The following is a 21527-nucleotide window of genomic DNA, read 5'->3' as shown; positions in this document are numbered from 1 at the left end:
AGTTAAAGAAGCGTCTCAGTTAACTCTGAAACAAACTATTCGCATCTTTGTTTATTATGTTGGTGCCGATAAAGCGAGCTGCTTAATACAAAGAAGCAAAAGAGAAGCCAAGTTTCCGATCGTTTCAAAATCACCGTATAACATTGAAAAATAAGACTTATTTTTCCACATTGAAATTACAGTCAGAATGAAACGGTCTTTTCTTCAAAATAAGAATCAATTTGATGAGAGGTTAGTCAACTTGAAAGTCTGTTAGATAAAGAAACGTTCTATGCTGGTTGGAAACGGATAGGTTGTTTACGGACTGGAGGCGTTTTGCTTAAAACTCAAATTACGATGGGTTAGCTCAACTAAAGGAGGGAGGAATTATTGTTGGTTCATGGTGAACAAAACTGTTTAAAACATTCTACTTTTAAACAGTTTTGATTTATCAAAAGGGTTACAGCATTTCCTTTGCGATTAGATGCAGCAAAAAGGTTTCACGTTCAATGCTCATGCCTTTTTTAGGGCTCTCAGCCATGGTCTTTTCGTTGTGAGCGATCGCTTCATGGATATTCATCCACACCGGTTTCATCCCGTTTTTCACTTCGTAGTCTTCGTAAGCTGTTTCGCCAAGCTCACGATCAATCTTGCATGAGTAGCAGTAAGAAATCATGTGCATTATATCTGCATCATCTTTATACCAAGGACGAAACTCTTCAAAAATACCGAACGGTTTAATACTGTGAATGTTCTTCGCACCCGTTTCTTCTTCAAGCTCACGGACCATACCTGCGATCACATCTTCACCGTCATCCAAACCACCACCAGGAATGGTGTAGTCGTGATAACGCTCTGTATAAAGCATCAAAATGTCTTCGCCATCTAACACAATCGCACGTGCAGCATTGCGCTTATATACCGTCTTATTGTCTAGGTGATCGATATCAGGGTGAATAGTGGTTTTTAGGTGTCTCATGATTCTGACTGCTCTACTGAATTTGGCGGCATCATATCATAATCATCAATAGATTCGACGTTCTCCGTCCCCTGAAAGAACACATAACCTCTGCTTTTGATCGCTGTTCCCCCACTGCTATCTAGTAGAAATAACCATCAAGTAGCACCTTATTGACGGAGGCCGTTCCTGTTAGAGCACCAGCTATGCCAGCATGATCAAACACTCAAAAATCCGTTAAAAATAGCGAAATATCAACCTATTTCAATATCTTGACCAAATTAGAACAACCTTTTCTGAAATCTAAAATATACTAGTTTCATAGAGCTTCTAATCTGGTTCTGTAGAACTTAACGCATTCGATTATAGAGTTATCACGTAGGAGATAAACATGAAGAAAATTGGTTTGATGGCTGTATTTGCCGTTGTGTTGGGCGGTTGTGCAAACGACTATGCAGAATATAGCGAAGGCCAACGTGTTTCAGTGGCTAACCCAGCTGCGGTTTATTGTGTTCAACAAGATGGTGAATTAGACACCGTAACTGAAAACAATCAACGCACTACTTATTGTGTATTTGATGACGGTGAACGTATCGAACAGTGGGAATACTACCGCAACAACCATGAGCAAAAAGAAGAAAGCTAAGCTGCGACATCGTGAACTGTTGACGTCACACCTATACACGACGTTGACCCTTCACTAATGCCACCCTGTCAAATGACATGACATTAGGTAAACTGTTCGCTATCGAGCGGTCGGTTTACCTTACTATACACATCAACTTTGTACACACATCAACTTTATACACAAAGCACCTTTGGGCTACCTACCTGTATTACTAATATTGGTGTTTTCGCTATCTCCACCAGCGATGTGTGTGATCTGATTCTGGATCTAAATAACGATTCAATAAAGTCAGGTTAGTATCGAGCAATGCTAGGTACTCCTTAACTTTTTCTATGTCGATTCCGACTGGGGTATTTTGGATGCAGGTCTCCAACACTGGAAGCAAGCTTTCTACGATATCAAAATGAGATGAACGCCCGACTAACTCCTTTGCCGCTAACAAGGCTTCCAAAGACAACCTTTCTGGCTCTCGTCTTACTGAATCCAAATCCCTCTTAAATGCACCCACAGAGACACCTTCAAGATAGACTCGGTAGGTCGTCAGAGCATCCATTAACAGAAACAATTGCCCTTGCTCTGTTTGATGAGGGTATGGCACTGCGACATGAGCCTCTCGCTGAGGATCTATTTGTAGTTCCACTCCAAGTGCAGAGCACTTCTCGACCAAAACCTTAAGCAAACCTTGCTCGTCCATCAGCGATTGAATCTCGAAGATACGTTGTAAGTGGTAGTCATTAGAAACGAACGTCACCGTCACACTCTGCCCGCGTGTAAACAGCCCACTTTCAATCATCTCTGAGGCCAAGTTTTGAATGTTCTCAACCGTATTTGTCGAATGCTGCTCAAGTAAAACCGCCCCTATGGGAAACGGATACTCAAGTTGATTTTCAAGCTCTCGAAAATACTCGTGCATCATATCGGCTTCAGAAACGGTTTGGCCTTGTGTCACCCCACCACAGAACGCCACAGCCGTTTGCTGGTTCGACTCTTCAGCCAAAGGCCCAGCCAGATACTCAACTAAAGCATCAACTCGACTGATTCCTTCATTAGTCAATTTATTCTCATTAAGTCGCTTACCTAGCACAATAAGGAGGTGAATAATGCTCATTTTATGTTCAAGTCTCGTTTTAGTGATTAGATGGAGTGAATTATGTATACAATACTTATTAACAAAAGTATTTTGAAATTCTTACATGTTGCTATCAATAATGCTCACTATTGATAGCAACATCTCGGGTCATACAAGAATAGACGTGTCGCTTTAAAGCAAACATAGCACGCTCTTGTATTTCATCGCTCTATGCTTGTTAACACGAGTTTCAATAAAAGAGACCTTTCAAGCAAAGAGCCAGCTCAATCGAATAACTGTTTCAGCCAAAGAACTGCTTCACCCAAAGAACAGGTTCACTCAAAGAAGTGGAACTAACGAAATACAAATTTTACACAGAGTTCGTTCATCGAACCGTCTTCACAGGAAGTTACTATGCTGTCTATTTTTGATATCTACAAAATTGGGGTTGGGCCGTCCAGCTCCCACACAAATGGACCAATGATCGCTGGGTTTAACTTTACCCAAAAAATTGATGCTCAGCTTACACAAGTAGAGCGTATTCAAATCGACTTATACGGCTCGTTATCATTAACGGGTATTGGTCACCATACAGACAGAGCGACCTTATTAGGTTTACTCGGCAACCGCCCCGACACCATTAAAATTACCAGTGCTAACAAAGCAATGCGTAAAGCAATTGAAGATAAGTCTCTACTGGTTAGCGGTAACCATGAAATTCACTTCGACGTAGAAAGCGACTTGCTGTTCCATAAAACCAACCTTCCGCTGCATGAAAATGGCATGACCATCTCTGCTTTTGACGCAAGCGGTAGTCTTTTAGAGATGGAAACATATTACTCAATTGGTGGTGGCTTTATTGCAACCGCTGATGAGCTACAAAACGGCAAGCAAGAAGCAGAAACACAAGTTGAGTTCCCTTTTTCTTCTGCCAACCAACTACTTGAATTGTCAGAGCAGCAAGGGCTTAGCCTTGGTGGCTTAATCCTGCGCAATGAAGTGTCTTTTCAAGGCATGGACGTGATTGACCAAAAAGCCGACCAAATCTGGAAGGTGATGTCTCTGTGCATGCAGCGAGGCTTCGACACCGAAGGCATCCTTGATGGCGGTCTAGAAGTGACGCGTCGAGCCCCTGCTCTTTTGAAAAAGCTTGAGGCCAATGCTTCGATTGAAAACGATCCAATGGAGATCATGGATTGGATTAACCTATTTGCCTTTGCTGTGAGTGAAGAAAACGCTGCGGGTGGACAAGTCGTAACATCGCCAACTAACGGTGCGGCTGGCGTTATCCCTGCGGTACTAATGTACTACCACCGCTTCATCAAAGAGCTAGACACTAAGCAGTTGAAAGACTTTTTAGCAGTCTCTGGCGCTATTGGCATCTTGTACAAAACCAACGCTTCGATTTCTGGTGCAGAAGTGGGTTGTCAGGGCGAAGTTGGCGTATCTTCATCAATGGCTGCAGCAGGCTTAACCGCCCTACGCGGTGGTAGCAACGAACAAATCTGCATCGCAGCTGAAATCGCTATGGAACACTCACTAGGCATGACATGTGATCCGATCGGTGGGCTTGTTCAAGTGCCATGTATCGAGCGCAATGCAATGGGCGCAATGAAAGCCATCAACGCATCACGTATGGCGCTGAAACGCACCAGTAAGTGTCTTATCTCGTTAGACAAGGTTATCGCAACCATGTACCAAACAGGTAAAGACATGAACAAAAAGTACCGTGAAACGTCCTTAGGTGGCTTGGCCGTGATCCACATGGCTCCTCCTTGTGAATAACCGCTAAGAACACGAGTCGAGAAAGCCGCTGTAGAGACGGCATTATCGTAAACGTCGTTTTCGATACCCAAACAAAGCCAGCCACCAAGCTGGCTTTTTTATTGGCTAAAATCCAACAGCTAATTGAAAGTGATACTCACTTGAATATTTTACAAGATTTCCACCTGTAACTTTCCGTTCTTGGCTCGCGAATTAGCAACAAATAAATCTGACCGACATTTACACAACCATCCACTAGCAAAATCTAATATTGCATATTTAATGCATGAGAAAAATGAATCGCTCGATAAGAAAAGATATAGAGAGCAAAGTAACGAACACATCAAATGTTTCATTTTATGTATTGCTATTAATGATATTATAATTGGGTAATTACACTACATATCAACACAAATGTGAGAATAAAATAATGTGGAATAGATTAAACAAATCAATGATGTTCTGCCAAATGATGTTCGGACTTTCGTTCTATGGCGTCATGGTGATCTTGACTCGTTTCTTCCTTGAAGATCTGAACTACAACGAAGCCGACACCATGATGGTTGTTGGTGCTTTCTCTGCAATCGGACCGCTATTTGCTATCGCAGGCGGTTTCATCGCCGACAAATTTTTAGGCGCATACCGATCATTGACCATTGCCTTTCTCGGATTCGCAAGTGGGTACGGTCTACTGGTACTCGGTGCCGCAGCGACTAATGTTCCAATGGCATTATGTGGTATTGCTTTAGCGAGTTATGCGCGTGGTTTGATGTCCCCTTCTTACCCAAGTCTTTACAAACGCACGTTCAAAACTCAAGAAGATTTCGAAAATTGCTACCCAATCAACTACTCAGTAAACAATATTGGTGCTCTATTAGGTCAATACCTGTTCCCAATGCTAGTGCTAGTTGTCGGTTTCCACGGTGGCTTCCTTCTTTCAGGTGTTCTAGCAGGTGCTGCACTTCTGATGATGCTCTTTGTTCGCAAAGGCCTTGTTGAAGCAAGTGCTGAAATCGACCAAAAACCAGTTAGCACGAAAAACTGGGCTGCGTTCCTTGGTCTTTCTGCTGCAATGATTGGCTTGGTATTTTTCATGTTCTCTAACATGGATATTGGTCAGAACATCGTTTACGCGATCGGCGCGGCAGCAATCATCTACTTTGTCTCTTTGATGATGAAATCGAAGAAATCAGACATGCTGAAAATGGGTACTATCTTAATCATCACATTTCTGACGACATGCTTCTTCGTGTACTACGGCCAAATGATGACGTCGATGACAATGGTAGCGATCAACACAATGCGTGGCGATCTACTCGGCTTCATCCCTGTAGCCCCGGAAGCTTCAATGGCAATGAACCCACTTTGGTGTATGGTTGCAGGCCCTATTATTACGGGTATCTTCTCTAAGCTAGAAAAGAAAAATATTCACTTCTCTACCGCAACCAAAGTAGGTTTCTCTTTCATTCTGACGGCGATCGCTTTCGGTATCTTAACGATGGCAGTAACGACCGTAGGTGAAGACATTCTGATTCGCCCTGAAGTGTTCTTAGCAATCCACTTCTTCCTAGCATTTGGTGAAGTTATTGTTGGTTCTATGGTTGTAGCCTTCATTCTGTCTGTTGCACCTAAGCACATCGAGAACTTCTCAGTAAGCTTATTCTCTGTAGCAATCGCAATGTCAGGCATTGTTGGTGCCGTATTCTCAACGTCTATTGCACTTGAGAAAGGCCAAGAGATCACACAAGAGATCGTTCAAACGGTTTACGGTGATTACTTCCAAATGCTGACTGTTCTAGCGGTTGTAATGGTAGGTATCGCAATGGCAGCATCGTTCATTATTCGTAAGATGCTAGACGCAGCGAAAGCCGCAGATGAGACGATCGAACTAGAGCAAGCAAACAGCTAATTCTGCTCACGTTAAATAGCTATAACACTTCAAGCCCTTTAGTTTTCTAAAGGGCTTTTTTGTCGGTATGGATGCCAGGGTAAATAAATTGGTGATTCAAGTTACGTTGCTCTGTGTAAATCAAAGTAAATGATAACTATTAGTATTGAGTGTTTTTTAGTTCAGGATTATGATGTCGGAATCAGAACCTGAGAGAGCCTTATATGAGCAAGCCTAGCCCTATCACATTAACTGTTACTCAAACCTCAACCATTACACCGAACATGCAGCGTATAACGCTTAGCGGTGAAGGATTAAGTAAGTACCCAACCGAATGTGCCGGCGGCTACATCAAGCTTTTGTTCTCGCCACTCGGCACCACTGATTTAAGCCAACTGAACGAATATGAGCGCCCAACCATGCGCACTTACACCATTCGTCAGTACAACCCTGTAGAAAACTGGATTGAGGTTGATTTCGTTCGCCACATCACTACAGATTTGCAGTGTGGTTTTGCAGCAAGGTGGGCAATGAACGCGAAAGTGGGTGACACAGTTTCAGTGGCTGGCCCAGGTTTAATTCAAGGACTTAACCTAGGGTCAGACTGGTTCTTCTTAGCTGCAGACATGACATCCCTACCTGCGCTTTCTGCAAAAGTAAAATCGCTTCCAGAGCACGCAATAGGTCACGCCGTCATCCAGATCAATTCAGCAGCAGATAAACAAACGCTTGAAGCACCTAAAGGTATAAAAGTCACTTGGTTGATTGAAGATGAAACTGAAGAAACACTTTCACAAACGGTTCGCAATTTAGAATGGTTAGACGGTCAGGTTTCAATTTGGGCAGCGTGTGAGTTTGAAAGCATGCGCGAGCTGAGACAATACTTCCGCAACGAAAAAGAAGTCGCGAAAGAGAACATCTACATCAGCAGCTACTGGAAACGTGGCGTCACTGAAGACGGCCACAAAGTGTTGAAGCAACAAGATGCTCAAGCTTTAGCGGGTTAAGTCTGTTACTACATACATCTTTTTGCCAGATAAATAAAAACGCCCTTAGCGAAGTTCATCTCGTTAAGGGCGTTTTAGTTTGAATCCAATGAAGAGCAAAGCCGAAGTGTAAGATTAAATACTCTCTCCCACTTCAATCTCGTAACCGAGATCCAGCTTCGCCACCCATTCTTTGTTGCCTTGTAGACGCGCTACAACTTGCTGTGCAGCGACTTTACCGATCTGCTCCCTTGGTGTTACTACAGTCGCTAAACGCGGCGTCATCGCCACTGTGATGTCGTGTCCGTGGAAACCCGCAATCGCCATCTTCTCGGGTACTTGAATACCACGTCGTACGCATTCGTAAAAAGCACCAATGGCCAAATCATCGTTAGTACAGAAAATACCATTCACTTCAGGATGCTTATCAAGTAACTCACCAATCAGTTTTGCGCCTAAAGTAAACGAGGACGCGTCTTCCGTTTGCAGCGTTACTGGCGTTTTATCGGCCTCTTGCATCGCATGCTCATATCCCGCCATTTTCAAGCGAGTACGTTCATCCATTCGAGCAGCCAAATAAGCGATATTGGTACGCCCTCGATCGAGCATGGTTTTAGTCATCGCTCTAGCCGCTTCAAAGTTATCAAAGCCCACTGCTTGTTCAATACGGGGAGACACCGAATCCATAATTTCAATCACAGGGATAGAAACAGTCTGCAGCATTTTACGCGCTCTATCTGTGTGCACATTTTCTGACAGGATAATCGCGTCAACGTTGTAAGAAAGCAGTGAAGCGATGCTTCGCTCTTCCAGTTCTGCGCTATAGCCATAGTGGGCAATCATGGTTTGGTAGCCTGCAGGCGCGGTGACTTGTTCAATGCCACGGATAACTTCGGCGAAAACTTGGTTAGTTAACGAGGGAACAAGAACACCGATAGCATTGCTTTTTGCGTTAGAAAGAATGTCTGGCGCACGATTAGGGATGTAACCTAACTCGTCGACTGCAGCGCTGATCTTATCTCGCAGTGCTTCTGATACCTGTGAAGAGTCTCTTAGACAGCGACTGACGGTCATTTTGGTGACACCAACTAGGTTGGCAACATCTTGTAATGTGGGACGTTTTTTCTTACTTAGCATACTGACAGCATCATGGTTACGATTAATGTTACTGGTAACATAGTAACGAATTTCGACTACTTTAGAAGAACTAAACACCTAAAACTTGATATCAGATCATAAACACACACGTCGCTTTGCCACCAATAAAACTAACAATTCTTATTTTCGAAGACGATGGTCAATAAGTTCTCAACTTACACTTGATGTGTATATTACGTATTAAAAACCCCAACCTTGGATGATCAAGATTGGGGTTTCGTATAACCCATTGCAATTGCGTACATAGCCAACCCCTATTAAGAGGCAGTAGCCTGTCTCTATTCGTTACCTAGCAACCGATGTCCATCAAGAATGCAAGATCGCTGTCCGCCGTGAACGTTTCAGCAAGTTGACCATGCTTAAAGAGCTTCATTGGCTTGCCTGTCGCGGTGTGGTACGTTAATTTTCCTTCACACACTTGCAGCATCGTCCCTTCAGGGATACCAACAACGACTTCACTTGGGTTCATGCACAAGAACTCTTCAATACGTTCATCACGTGTTTCGCCCATATGCCCAGAAATGGATGCTTCTATATAGTGAGGGTTAATCTGAAATGGCACAAAATTAAGCGCAGGCAAGATAGCAGCACTGACAATTGGCATATCATTAGTAGTACGGATCGTTGGGGTTGCGACATTTGTTCCCGCACTCCAACCAATAAACAGCTTACCTTTGTTGATCACAGCATCACGCATCGGTATTACCAAGCCTAGGTCGTGAAGCATACGGTTAAGTACCCACGTATTACCGCCACTAATGATGATACCATCAACCTCTTTCAAGGCTTGCACTGGGTCTTCGGCTTCATGAATACTCACCACTTCGCAATCATATTCATCGAACACTTGCTGTAATTGCTGCGTGCGATCCGAGTATTGCCCTCGAATCATTGCGAATGGAATAAACAACATTTTTTTAGGCTGAGTCTTTTCCATCATTGGACGAATCCACTCTTTACCATACTCTAAAAGTGATGTGTCACCTGGTAACTTACCGTTACTAAATAGCATTACATTCATTACAACCTCACTACAATTTGCAAATTTACTATATATTATTTTGATATTCTCTTGAACTACAGCGCTTGCTGCTTTCAAAGGCTCTACGGGTAAGTATTCATAAATTGAGGGGAAGTAATGTGCGCCAGTAAACAAGTTCGGAAAAGGAATGACCTTTTGAGATAAAACAGTCCCGTCATAACCATAACGCGAAAGAATTGAACGCATTTCTATTCCAGCATTATTGTAATAATCGAAATCATTAAACATCTTTTCAATTTGGGGAAAACTTTTCTATAACAACCATGAAGTAATCAAGGGAATCTATTATCCCCACAACCAAAGGTGCGCAACCTATGATAGTCATGTTGAGATGATGGTCATACGTTATGGTGACGTCAGTAGTTAATAGATTTGTTCAACATTGTTCTACATGTTTGTTTTAGTTTAAAACGAATAAAAATAACGCCCTCTTATTTGAGGGCGTTATTGATTGTTTAAGCGTTCACTTTTACTTCAGTTCTTGGAGACTGACTCCAAGTCACGTGAAATTTTTCAGCTTCATCTCTATCGACTCGCGAATAAGTATGAGAACCAAAATAGTCACGTTGCGCTTGCAGCAGATTTGCAGGCAAAACCTCACAACGTAATGAGTCGAAGTAACTCAGAGCAGAGCTGATTCCCGGCATCGGCACACCATACAGAGCTGAGTTCGCTACCGCGATGCGCCAAGCAAGCTCACGCTCTTCCACTTGTTTGATGAAAGCCTCATCAAATAACAGGTTCTCAAGCTCACTATTTTGTTGGTAAGCCGATGTGATACTTTGCAAGAATGCGGCACGAATAATACAACCGGCTCGCCAGATCTTAGCTATTTGAGTGAAATCGAGATTCCAACCCTCTTTGTCTGACGCTGTCTTTAATAAATCAAAGCCTTGTGCATAAACAGACAACTTGGCGCAATATAGAGCATCATGAAGCTCAGAAATAACTTCTGTTTTATCCAACTGACTCGCATCGGCAACATTGCCTTTAAGAAGCTTGCTGCCTTGAACGCGTTGTGATTTCTGACCGCTCATCGCACGTGCATAAACCGCTTGAGCAATGGTTGGGGTTGGACACCCTTCTTGAAGGCTGTTAACTGCTGTCCACAATCCCGTGCCTTTCTGCCCTGCTTTATCAAGCACAACATCAACGAATGGCTTACCCGTCACCACATCTTCTTGTTGAAGAATATCGGCACTGATTTCCATCAGGTAACTATTAAGCACACCGTTGTTCCATTGCTCAAAGACTTGTCCAATCTCTTGTGCTGGCATATTAAGCACATCACGCATGAACTGGTAAACTTCACAAATTAGCTGCATGTCTGCATATTCAATACCGTTGTGTACCATTTTCACATAGTGCCCTGTGCCAGAAGGACCAACATACGCCGCGCACGCTTCACCCGCTTCAAACTGAGCAACCGGTAGTCCATTAGCATCCACTTTTGCAGCAATCGCTTCCCACATCGGTTTCACATATTGCCAAGCCGATTGGTCACCACTCGCCATGAGCGCAGGGCCAACACGAGCGCCTTCTTCACCACCAGAAACGGCGGTGCTAAAGAAGCGCAGTTTGCCTTTGTAGTTCACTTCACGCGCCTCGGTATCTGTCCAAAGGCTGTTACCTGTATCGATAACAATGTCATCCTTTTCTAAGCCAGCATCAAGCAAGCTATTGACGACGATATCGACAGGTTTTCCAGCAGGAACCGACAAAGCGATGACACGCGGTTTCGCGAGCCCTTGCAGCACATGTTCAAGGCTAGTCCCTTGTGTGCACTGACCTTTACCAGTAAACGATTCATTAAGCAGCTTTGCTTCTAAACTGGCGCGATCAATATTGTCTGTATTCAAGTCAAAGCCAGCAACGTTAAAGCCGTTATCCAGTAGGTTGAGCGCAAGGCTTTTGCCCATCACGCCTAAACCAATCATCGCGATGTCATTTTTTATCTGAGTCATGGTTTAACCTATCTGCTTAATTTGTTTGAGTGCACTTTCTACGACTTGCTCAACATCTTGCGATATATCGACAAATAGCGCTTCATCTAGCTCAGGTTCAACCAAGGTTGCGAATTGGCTTTTCAACATTTCTTGACCATTAAAGTAATGGTTTTCACGAGCTTTATGGCGATTCCAAATCGTATCGAAACTGCCCTGAAGGTAAACAATCACTAAGTCTTCATTGTTCTCTCGCAGAATCTCGCGGTATTGAGGTTTCAATGCAGAGCATGCAATCACAGCACTTGGTTGTTCGATATATTGCTTATTCAGTGTTTCTAGCCATCCTTGACGATCTTCGTCAGTCAGCGGGATACCTTGACGCATTTTTTCAACGTTGCTTTGCGGATGGAAGTCATCGCCATCAAAGAATTGAAGTTCTAAAGCCTGCGCGATACGGCTGCCAATCAGGCTTTTTCCGCATCCAGATACGCCCATCACGAGTATTTTTTTGCTTTTCATAAGGCAAGCCTTCCCTAAGCCCCAACCAAAACAGGGGCTGACAATCGAATCTAATAGTTAAACTTGTGTTGCTATTGATAGGTTCCTGAACGTTAAACTCACTCAGGAACCTTCGCTGTTATTGCCACCAAAGCGCGAGCTGAGGGAAGATAATAACCAGTGCCAGAACCAATACTTGAAGTGCAATGAACGGCAGTAATGAAGAGAAAATCTCACCTAAGCTGATGTCTTTTGGTGCTACTGATTTCAAGTAGAATGCCGCAGGACCAAATGGTGGTGACAAGAACGACACCTGCATGTTTAGACAGAACACAACGCCGAACCATACTGGGTCAAAACCAAGGCCAGTGATGATTGGAACGAAGATTGGCATTGTTAGAAGTGCTACACCTACCCAGTCAAGGAACATGCCTAGTACCAACAAGATAGCCATCATGATTAATAGCGTTACTGTCGCGTTACCGCCACTGAGCGCAAGGATGGTTTCTTCAACAAAATCAATACCGCCCATCAGGTTGTAGATACCAACCAATGCGCTTGCACCGATACCAATCCACATGATCATGCCGCAAGTACGCATGGTTGCGATGGCACTCTCCTTCAACATGTTGAAGTTCAGTTCACCACGGATTAGCGCACTGATCATGATGCCAACTACACCCAAGGCAGACGCTTCTGTTACTGAAGCGATACCTGTGTAGATACTGCCCAAAACCGTTGCGACAGAAAGCAATGGGAAGAACAGAGCTTTGAAGTAGCTTGGCTGATTGGCGATGTCTTCTTCTGTCTCATCATCACTTGGAATTGGCGCAAGAGAAGGGTTTAGCTTACAACGAATCAGCACGTAGCCGATGTAACAGCCAGCAAGAATAAACGCTGGTAAGAATGACGCTTTAAACAGGTCGCCAATCGATACGCTGGCGGTCATACCGTAGATGATCAGTACGATACTTGGTGGAAGCATGGTACCAAGTGCGCCACCCGCACAGGTTGTACCGATAGCAAGCTTACGGTCATAACCCAAGCGAAGCATTTGTGGCAGAGCAAGAATACCCAGTAGTACCGTTTCACCACCGATAACACCTGACATCGAAGCCAATAGAACCGCTACTAATAGCGTTTGAACTGCAACACCACCACGAACCTTACGGCCGACAGATTTCATTGCATCAAACAAATCACGCGCGATACCCGAACGGTCTAATAAAGCCGCCATCAATACGAACATCGGAACAGCAAGGAAAACATAACCAGAAGCAAAGCTGTAGGTACGGCTTGCGATCAAAGGTAAGGCATCAGGACCAAACCAACACAGAGTGAAGAAAATCGCGACAAAGCCTGTTACGAACGCTAGCTGCATACCGGTCAGTAGCAAGCCAATCATCATAACCAGCATGAGCAAACTGCCCCATGCGATACCAATAGAAGATAAATCAAACATCGTCATTCTTCCTTAGACCCATCAACTCTTGGATTAGGTGCAATACAAACTGGACAACAAGAACACACAAAACGACAAAGATCAGGCCTTTCAGCAACGCTGGATAAGGCGCGTTTAACACTGAGCCTGATGTTTCAAGGCGGAATTCACCCCAAGGTGCAAACCACGCTTCTTCCGCAGTGAAATAAGCCGCGTAAGCGAGCATGCCAGCAAAGGCCAAACCAACAATGTGGTGAACAAGATTAAGATATCTACGTGTTTGGTTAGACACTGAATCGTAGATAAGAACAACACGTACATGCTTATTCGCAGCAAACGCGTAGATACCACCAATAATGAATAAAGAACCACCGATGAAAGAAGCTGTTTCATGTACCCATGTGGTCGGGGCATCGAATGCGTAACGCATCACAACTTCATAAAATGAAATCAATACAGTAAAAATAAACAACCAGCTAACGAGATTACTGAACTTTATAACAAAACGATCAAGCGCATTTCTTGGTTGCTCGTCGTTTTCAGCTGGGGCGTGGGGGATTTTATCGGTCATGAGCCAAATTTCCTGGGAAAATACGGGAGAGCAGTGCCCTCCCCCGTCAGTAAACTAAGTTTGAATTACAGTAAGCCGTTTTCTTCTAGGAACACAGTCACTGAGGTGTAAACTTTTCCTGCGTTATCAGAACGCTCGGCAAATACCTTCCATTGGCCTTTCGCGATTTCACGGAACTTCTTACGCTCTTCTTGAGACCAGTCGTGGATAGTAATTTCAGGGTTCGCTTGAGCTTCTTTAAGCGCAGCTTGGTCAGCCATTTTCAGCTGAGTCGTCATGTCGTAAGAGAAGTCACGCACTGATGTTTGCAGCATTGTTTGTAGATCAGCTGGCATCTTGTCCCATTTCTTCTGAGAAATAGAGATATCGATAAGCGGCAATGAGTGGAAACCCGGTTGAACTGGGTGAGTAGCGATATCGTTCATGCCCGCTTTTTGGTTGGTAGAGAATACCGTGTAATCCGCGGCATCAATTACACCTTTGCTCAGGCCAGTAAATACTTCAGAACCCGGCAGGTTTACTGGAGTTGCCCCCGCGGCTGCAAATACTTGTTGAACTAGGCCTTCAGGCGCACGTAATTTCAGGCCTTTAAGATCCGCAACACCATCGATTGGCTTTTTAGAAATGAAAGATTCAACACCCGTCGTAGAAGCACCAACAAACTGAACTCCGTAAGGCTTGTACAGTTCGGTCATTAGCTCATTACCACCACCGTAGTTCATGTACTGAAGCAGTTGTGTAGTGTCTGACCATGCGCCAACCATGTTACCGATAAGACCAAATGCTGGATCTTTACCAGAGAAGTAACCTGTTGCTGTGATGTGACCATCTAGGATGCCCATTTTGATCGCGCCTAGCGTTTCTGTGTGCTTAACCACAGCGCCTACAGGCAGAAGATCGATATCAATACGTCCGTTAGACATCGTCTCTACGCGCTCAGCCCACTTCTGCTGAACTTTGAAGTTCAAGTCACCAGAAGGGTCTGAAGATTGAATTTTAAGTTTAAAGTCTGCAGCCATTGCTGAAGTAGCAAATAGACCAGTGAGGGAGGCAGCAATCAGCGTTTTAGTCAGAGCTTTCATTTGGGTATCCTTATGAGTTTCACAGAGTCCGGTTTGTAATTATATGTTACCGGTAACGTTGAGGTGGATGTTACCGGTAACTTTACAGCCTTGTCTATGAGAAGGATCACATCTTTAACATTAGTAAAACGTTTGCTATCAATAAGAAAAATGCGACTAAAAAGTCACATTATAGGTTGGAGGTAGGATTTAATTTCTTTTTAAGTCAGTGAGATAACTAAGCCAGCAATGATAAAAACGACGCCTACACCACGTGTAACGTGCCACTTTTCCTTTAAAAAGTAGATCCCCATCACTACGCCGAAGATGATACTGACTTGCCTAAGTGCAACAACCAAGCTGACGTTCTCTGTCATGGTCATCGCAAATAACACCAAACCATAAGTCGAAGCCATCATGATGCCAGCAAGTGTTGCTCTTTTACGCAATAACCAAGCATTATGAAATTCGATTCTTTGGTTGGTTACGAATAACCAAACACTCAGCGGAATCACAATCGCCCAAAACTGAATGCCTAGGTAGAAAATCGCAGTGTGTTTGTTAGTAACGATTTGTGTGCTTAGAGGCTCTAATAATAGAAGCGCCTCTTTATCAATGATGGAATAGCCCGTGGTACCAATGGCCGCGATCAACGCCCACAGTACGCCAAGGTTGAGATACGCTTTTAACCTAAGATCTGAAAACTGCTTAAGTGGTACAAACAAGCAGCCTAATGTTATTAAAGTGAACCCAATCCATTGATTCGCCGACAATTCATAGCCTATCAACACCGTGCCTAAACCCACCATCAACACAGGCAGTGCCCGTGCCATTGGGTAAATCACACCGATATCAGCTTGTTTATAGGCCGCGCCTAACCCAATCAAATAGATGATTTGACAGATCCCACTCAAGAAAACCAGTTGCCAGAATGGAAGTAAGATATTTGACAGTCCAACACTGTGAACATACCAGATCAAGTAAGGCGTCAATATCGCTGCGGCGGCAAAGTCAGAGGCTAAGAAGAATGACGAGCCCGAGCCTTGATTAGATTTACCTAGAACGTTCCAACCCGCGTGAAGCAGAGCCGAAATGATCACGATGACAATGGCAGAGAATTCCATTTCATTCCTAAATTATTGATGAATTAGCACAACGGCTGACAACAGGTGATAAAAAAGGCCTCCGAATAAGAGACCTTTGAGCGTTTCAATTGGGCAATCCTGCATAATTGCAGGTATGCCAACGCTATAACGTATGACTAGCGCTCTAGCTGTGCGATCGACTCAATGCTGATCGCGTCATGACGCCAATATTCAATATCGCAATCAATCAAATCACCGTCTTGATTGTAATTAACACGCTCAACCACCATAGCCGGAGAACCAGAAGTCGCACGCAGGGCTTGCGCGGTTTCGCCAAGCAAAGACGTTGTGCTCACTCGGTAACGGATCTTCTGATACACCACGCCAAAGTGCTCACGGTAGATGTCCGTCAACGATTTAGACAAGTCATAATCAAGCAAATTAGGGAACAGCTCAGGTCGAATGTAGTTGGTCACATACACAACGGGTCTGTCTTCAAGATAACGAACTCTGTCTACTCGATAAACATCCGAAAAAGGTTGCAGCTCAAGAAGCTTAGTTGCTTCCTTGGTTGCTAACATGCCTTTCGCTGCCACTAATTCTGTTTTCGGCTTACGATTCTGCGACAAAGCCATATTAGTGAAGTTCAGTGTTTGTGTTGGATCGTAACGCAGTGGCGCTGGAGAGATAAACCAACCTCGTCGGTCTTCTCGATAAATTCGTCCTTCCGCTTCAAGTGAAGACAAGGCTTCACGTAACGTAACTCGTGTTGTATCAAACGATTCAGCCAGTTTGCGCTCCGCAGGCAGCTTCTGTCGTGGTGTTAACATCCCCGACTCTATCTGCTCTACGATGACATCTTTGATTTTTACGTACTGCACTTCATTTCCTTTTATTCTTGTTCTTGTCGTCAGCCACTCCTTGGCCAACTGCAATATAAAATAGTTCGCTAGCGTTTACGCCAAGCCTGGGTGCGCTTCTCGAATAACTTGTTGATTAACATATGAATCAACTTCGCGCTCGCTGCCGATATCATGATCATCACCGCCATGGCTGCTGCTGCACCCGTTTGTCCCGCATCATCCATATTCAGTACTGAAACTGACGCAGGTATCGTATCGGTAGAATACAAGAATACTACCGCAGATGTCGTGGTAAGTGCATTAATAAACAGGTATGTCGCAATATCTAAAATCGCAGGCAAACAAACCGGAACCGTCACTTTAAAGAACAGCTTGTATTGCGGTAGGTTAACCGACGCCGCCGTCGCTTCTATTTCCTCAGGCAGCTGTTTTAATGCGGTTAACGCTGTCATGTGGCCGACTGTGTAGTAGTGAACCACGGTGTTAATCACCAAGAACGCCATCGTGCCATACAAGAAGTTGAGTGGGTTACTCAAATCATTGAAGTAAAAGATATACCCCAAGCCCAACACCATACCCGGAACAGCCATCGGTACCACACTGAGCATCTGCATTGCTTGACGAACAGGACCAAATGCTCTGCCTTTCTCAATGCAATATGCACCAAGGAAAATCAACACTGTACCGATAATAGCAGTCCATGCACCCAGCGTTAGAGAGTTGAAAAACGGCGTCCAACCATAAGTACTCATTTCTGCGAAGTTGTAGTTATTCAAGGTGAGTGCTTTGTTCCAAGGCCAGAACGTGACCATAGAACCGTATATCGCCATGCCTAGCACGATAACCACAGCAGCAGAGATGATGGTGCAATAGAGCAAACACACGCCATCACGTAGAGTGTTTGGTTCAGGTTGGTACGCGACGGATCGAGTATCAAACAAGCTCTTCTGTTTCTTTTGAACCCAGCGATCCACAGTAAACGCAAGCAACGCAGGCAATAGCAATAAAATACTGGTCACTGCACCCATAGAGAAATTCTGTTGCCCTACCACTTGTTTAAAGATGTCAGTCGATAGAACGTTATAACTGCCACCAATCACCTTTGGCACACCAAAGTCACAAACCACCAGCGTAAACACCACGATCAGAGTGCTGATCAAACCGTATTTTGCCGCAGGTAACGTCACCATGAAGAAGGTTTTTAGCGATGAAGTATTGAGTGCACGTGCCGCCTCATACAGACGAGAATCAGAGGTTCTTAACGAGGTAGTCAGAATCATCAAGGCGTGTGGAAAAGTCCAAAATATTAAGCCGAGTGATATACCAATCAAGCCGTATACCGAATTTCCCCCTAATACTTCTTTGGCGATACCTTGGTTGCCAAATAAGAAGATCAAACTGATCGCAGGAAGCAACGACGGAGCTAGAATCGGCGCTGAACCCAACACCTGAAAAAGCCCCTTGAAAGGCATGCATGAACGAGTCAAAGCATAGGCATACCCAAACGCTAATACTCCCACGACAACGGTCACTAACAACCCAAGCGTGAACGTATTGCCTACCGACTGCCATAAGCTTTGAGACGCAAAATACGTAGCGAAATTCTCTAAGCCTACAAATTCGCCATCTGCGTTCTGAACACTCTTTTTCAACATCGCCCACAGTGGCATCAGGATAAACAACGTCATGACCACAGACAAAAAGGCCAGCAGCCCAAACAGAATTACGTTGTCTTTGCTTAACCGAGCCAGAAAAGGTTGTACTCGTCGTTGAATTAGCAGCTTAGATTGCATCATTTGAGTCGATTCCATGATTGTTTACGCCGCCTCGTCTTTCATCACTTGCACGCTTTTCGATGGGTAAGCTCTCAGGCCTTCTTGATCAAACGCCACGTAACGAATATCACTGCGACGCAGCTTCAATCGGTTGAACTCTTTGACGGGTACATCAACGATGATCTCTTTCGCCGTTGAGTCATGTTGCAATTGACACTCAACACGATAAAACGCCCCTAAGAATTCGCTTGATACGATTCTCACTGGCAAGGATTCACTAAAACGATCAACAAACTGGATTTGCTCTGGACGAACGGCAATATCGAAAACATCACCCAGATTTGGCGTGAGATTATCTAAGCCAGGTAACGGCAGCATTGACTCAGCAATGCGCATCTTGCCTTGAGCTGCAACAGAAGCTTGAATGAAATTCATACTGCCAACAAACTCAGCCACAAAACGACTGACGGGTTTTTGGTAGATTTCTTGTGGAGCACCCACTTGCTCGATAACACCATGATTCATCACCACAATGCGGTCTGCCATCGTTAACGCTTCATCTTGGTCGTGCGTCACCATAATAGTAGTGATACCCAGCTTACGTTGCAGTTGGCAGATCTCATCACGTAGGTGTGTTCTTACCTTCGCATCCAACGCAGAAAGCGGTTCATCGAGTAGCAATAAGCCCGGAGACAACGCTAATGCACGAGCCAGAGCAACACGCTGCTGTTGTCCACCAGATAGCTGATTTGGGAATTTCTGACCAGACGTTGGTAAGCCGATGGTCTCTAACCAAGACTCAACCGTCTCAAGGGCTTCTTTGGTCGACATCCCTTGATTCTTCAAACCAATTGCGATGTTCTCTTCCACAGTCAGGTTGGGAAATAGAGCATAAGATTGGAATACGATACCAAAATCGCGCTTCTCAGGAGGTAGGAACGTCGTATCCGCTCCATTCTGCTCAATTGAGCCTGAGGTCGGTAAATCCAGCCCTGCAATCGCACGTAGTAGTGTCGTTTTACCGCAGCCAGACGGGCCAAGGAAACAGACGAACTCACCTTTTTCGATCGATAGGGATATGTCTTTTAACGCTGTAAATTGGCCAAATTGCTTTACAACGTTTTCAATATTCAAATAAGTTTGGTTGCTCATACTACAGCACTCTCTATATGGTATATACCAAATTTAAACTGAGAATATTGCAGTTGAGTGACAAATTTATAGTAGCTAAATGACAGTTATATTGCAGATATAATAAGCATTAAAGATTGCTATTTGTTCAGCTTTAAAAGTTAGTTCAACGTTGAAAGCCCTCAATGACGAACCAAAAAGTCACTGAGAGCCTAAATGTAAACTTCTAATTTAAACGCTAGATTAATCTATGATTCAACCTTGTCGGCTTTGCCCGCCGCACCTGCGAGTTTGGATAACTGTCTATCTAGCCACAATGGCGTGTTACCAGAATCTTCTGCGTTCTCTTTTCTTCGCACCGCATCACGCACCATCATCGCACCTACCCAGCGAAATGGCTCTGGCGGGAAGTGTCCCAACGGGCCTTTGGTTAAACCGCTTCGTGTCCATGCATTATCGATATCGAGTACCATGGCTGACAAGATCTTCCCGCCCATACGGGTTTGAGCAACGCCATTGCCTGAATAACCAAGCCCATAATAAATATTGCTTTGGCCTTTTAGATTACCGAAAAATGGCAATCCGGTGACCGAACGATCTGAGCCTCCAGACCAATTGTAATCGAATTCACTTTGTTCCAATTTAGGGAACAGTTTTTGAAACGATTGATTGAGAATCGGCAGGTAGCTAGTGGTTTGGTTAAACATGCTTTCAACTTGATTGGCAAACGAGAATTTATTGCCGCCTTTGCCCAACATGAGTCGTCCATCTTGGGTATCTCGGTAGTAGTGGACAAAGATACGCGAATCCACCACCGCCGCCCCTTTCTCTGGGCCAAATTTCTTGAGCTTTTCAGGAATAGGCTTGGTCACTACCATATCTGAAGAGACAACCACAATGCTGCGTTTGAACTCTTTAAAGTGATCGTGCATCCACGCATTGAGTGCCAAAATCACTTTATCTGCAAATACGGAACCGCCTTTGGTTTGAATTCGAGCTGGGGAGCCATAGTCGAGTGATGTCATCTCTGTATTTTCGTAAATTTCGACACCCAATTCGATCGCAACGCGGCGTAAGCCTCTCGCCAATAACGCTGGCTGCACACTACCCGCAGCTTCTGAGTAGTAACCCTCAATGTGGCGATCAGATCCCGCTTTATCAGCCAAAGAATTGTCGCACTTCTTCCAGCTATTGATACCCTGCTTAACCAGCTCATTAACGACAGGCTCCATTCCACCCTTTTGAGCTTTATTGGTCGCCGTGTAGTAAGTTCCGCTGCGATATAGATGCGCGTCAATCTTGTGTTCGTTACAGAAGGCTTCGATCTCGTATATAACCTTTTCCGACTCCTTAACCAACCATTTCGCTTGTTCTTTTCCGTAGAGCTTTTTCAGCGTCGGATACTTAGTTGACCACGTCAGCATGCAACCGCCGTTCGCACCAGAAGCACCGCTACCACATAGGCCTTTTTCAATCACGACAACATGTTTTTCGGGTTGCTGTTGTTTGATTAAAATCGCCGTCCATAAACCCGTATAGCCACCGCCAACAATGGCGATATCACAGTTGACGTCTTTTTGGAGCGGCTTAACCGAATCTAGCCCCGCATTGATGTTGCCAAACTCTTGTTCCAACGCTTGCTTGAACCAATATGAGTAGTGCTTTGTCATTTGTTGTACCTTAC

At 44.4% G+C, this 21527-nt stretch carries 18 protein-coding genes and 1 pseudogene; 4 read left to right on the top strand and 15 right to left on the bottom strand.

The genetic code is table 11. From position 1 onward, the window contains the following. Positions 1 to 439: 439 nt before the first annotated feature. Complete coding sequence (locus tag AB4513_RS16760; RefSeq protein ID WP_009845614.1) at positions 440 to 958, bottom strand: NUDIX hydrolase; 519 nt, start codon at positions 956 to 958, stop codon at positions 440 to 442. A gap of 370 nt (positions 959 to 1328) precedes the next feature. Between AB4513_RS16760 and AB4513_RS16755 the strand changes: the two genes are divergently transcribed. Beyond that, a complete protein-coding gene (locus AB4513_RS16755) occupies positions 1329 to 1583 on the top strand; it encodes a DUF333 domain-containing protein (protein WP_009845615.1) in 255 nt (84 codons plus the stop codon). Positions 1584 to 1794: 211 nt separating this feature from the next. On the opposite strand, the gene AB4513_RS16750 is transcribed toward AB4513_RS16755, so the two are convergent. Further along, on the bottom strand, positions 1795 to 2673 hold the full coding sequence (locus AB4513_RS16750) for a YdcF family protein (protein ID WP_009845616.1): 879 nt from the start codon (positions 2671 to 2673) through the stop codon (positions 1795 to 1797). Between the two features lie 375 nt (positions 2674 to 3048). Between AB4513_RS16750 and AB4513_RS16745 the strand changes: the two genes are divergently transcribed. The 3 genes from AB4513_RS16745 to AB4513_RS16735 all read left to right on the top strand — a co-directional run bounded on the left by AB4513_RS16745 (position 3049) and on the right by AB4513_RS16735 (position 7293). After that, positions 3049 to 4419, top strand: a complete 1371-nt coding sequence (locus tag AB4513_RS16745; RefSeq protein WP_009845617.1) for an L-serine ammonia-lyase — start codon at positions 3049 to 3051, stop codon at positions 4417 to 4419. 409 nt (positions 4420 to 4828) lie between these two features. Beyond that, positions 4829 to 6307, top strand: coding sequence for a peptide MFS transporter (locus AB4513_RS16740; RefSeq protein WP_086027533.1), 1479 nt, complete (start codon positions 4829 to 4831; stop codon positions 6305 to 6307). Positions 6308 to 6510: 203 nt separating this feature from the next. After that, positions 6511 to 7293 carry a siderophore-interacting protein gene (locus tag AB4513_RS16735; protein ID WP_009845619.1) on the top strand — a complete coding sequence of 261 codons (783 nt, stop codon included), beginning with the start codon at positions 6511 to 6513 and terminating at the stop codon, positions 7291 to 7293. Between the two features lie 114 nt (positions 7294 to 7407). Here the strand turns inward: AB4513_RS16735 and gntR are convergent, their stop codons facing one another. From gntR to AB4513_RS16670, 13 genes and pseudogenes are all read right to left on the bottom strand, one after another. Continuing rightward, complete coding sequence (gene gntR / locus AB4513_RS16730) at positions 7408 to 8409, bottom strand: gluconate operon transcriptional repressor GntR (protein WP_083784033.1); 1002 nt, start codon at positions 8407 to 8409, stop codon at positions 7408 to 7410. A gap of 310 nt (positions 8410 to 8719) precedes the next feature. Continuing rightward, positions 8720 to 9451 carry a dipeptidase PepE gene (gene pepE / locus AB4513_RS16725; protein ID WP_170962706.1) on the bottom strand — a complete coding sequence of 244 codons (732 nt, stop codon included), beginning with the start codon at positions 9449 to 9451 and terminating at the stop codon, positions 8720 to 8722. Between the two features lie 24 nt (positions 9452 to 9475). After that, positions 9476 to 9679, bottom strand: a pseudogene (locus AB4513_RS16720) (peptidase T); the annotation flags it as partial. 248 nt (positions 9680 to 9927) lie between these two features. Continuing rightward, positions 9928 to 11436 carry an NADP-dependent phosphogluconate dehydrogenase gene (gene gndA / locus AB4513_RS16715; protein WP_009845622.1) on the bottom strand — a complete coding sequence of 503 codons (1509 nt, stop codon included), beginning with the start codon at positions 11434 to 11436 and terminating at the stop codon, positions 9928 to 9930. 3 nt (positions 11437 to 11439) lie between these two features. After that, positions 11440 to 11937 carry a gluconokinase gene (locus tag AB4513_RS16710; protein ID WP_009845623.1) on the bottom strand — a complete coding sequence of 166 codons (498 nt, stop codon included), beginning with the start codon at positions 11935 to 11937 and terminating at the stop codon, positions 11440 to 11442. A gap of 118 nt (positions 11938 to 12055) precedes the next feature. After that, complete coding sequence (locus AB4513_RS16705; protein WP_009845624.1) at positions 12056 to 13378, bottom strand: TRAP transporter large permease subunit; 1323 nt, start codon at positions 13376 to 13378, stop codon at positions 12056 to 12058. Further along, complete coding sequence (locus AB4513_RS16700; protein WP_009845625.1) at positions 13371 to 13928, bottom strand: TRAP transporter small permease subunit; 558 nt, start codon at positions 13926 to 13928, stop codon at positions 13371 to 13373. The genes AB4513_RS16705 and AB4513_RS16700 overlap by 8 nt, the downstream gene beginning before the upstream one ends. Positions 13929 to 13993: 65 nt before the next feature. Then, on the bottom strand, positions 13994 to 15010 hold the full coding sequence (locus AB4513_RS16695; RefSeq protein ID WP_009845626.1) for a TRAP transporter substrate-binding protein: 1017 nt from the start codon (positions 15008 to 15010) through the stop codon (positions 13994 to 13996). 200 nt (positions 15011 to 15210) lie between these two features. Beyond that, a complete protein-coding gene (locus AB4513_RS16690; protein ID WP_102257516.1) occupies positions 15211 to 16113 on the bottom strand; it encodes an EamA family transporter in 903 nt (300 codons plus the stop codon). Between the two features lie 137 nt (positions 16114 to 16250). Then, entirely contained in the window at positions 16251 to 16955 is a 705-nt protein-coding gene (gene phnR / locus AB4513_RS16685) for a phosphonate utilization transcriptional regulator PhnR (protein ID WP_009845628.1), read from the bottom strand. A 68-nt stretch (positions 16956 to 17023) separates the two neighbouring features. Further along, positions 17024 to 18733, bottom strand: a complete 1710-nt coding sequence (locus AB4513_RS16680; protein ID WP_009845629.1) for a putative 2-aminoethylphosphonate ABC transporter permease subunit — start codon at positions 18731 to 18733, stop codon at positions 17024 to 17026. 21 nt (positions 18734 to 18754) lie between these two features. Further along, positions 18755 to 19864 carry a putative 2-aminoethylphosphonate ABC transporter ATP-binding protein gene (locus AB4513_RS16675; RefSeq protein ID WP_009845630.1) on the bottom strand — a complete coding sequence of 370 codons (1110 nt, stop codon included), beginning with the start codon at positions 19862 to 19864 and terminating at the stop codon, positions 18755 to 18757. 227 nt (positions 19865 to 20091) lie between these two features. After that, positions 20092 to 21513, bottom strand: coding sequence for an FAD-dependent oxidoreductase (locus AB4513_RS16670; protein ID WP_009845631.1), 1422 nt, complete (start codon positions 21511 to 21513; stop codon positions 20092 to 20094). Positions 21514 to 21527: the final 14 nt, after the last annotated feature.

Source organism: Vibrio sp. 10N.222.54.E6, from assembly GCF_041473955.1.
Taxonomy (GTDB): domain Bacteria; phylum Pseudomonadota; class Gammaproteobacteria; order Enterobacterales; family Vibrionaceae; genus Vibrio; species Vibrio tasmaniensis_A.
The sequence above is the reverse complement of the archived record's forward strand: the minus strand, read 5'-3'. Positions and strand labels throughout refer to the sequence as shown.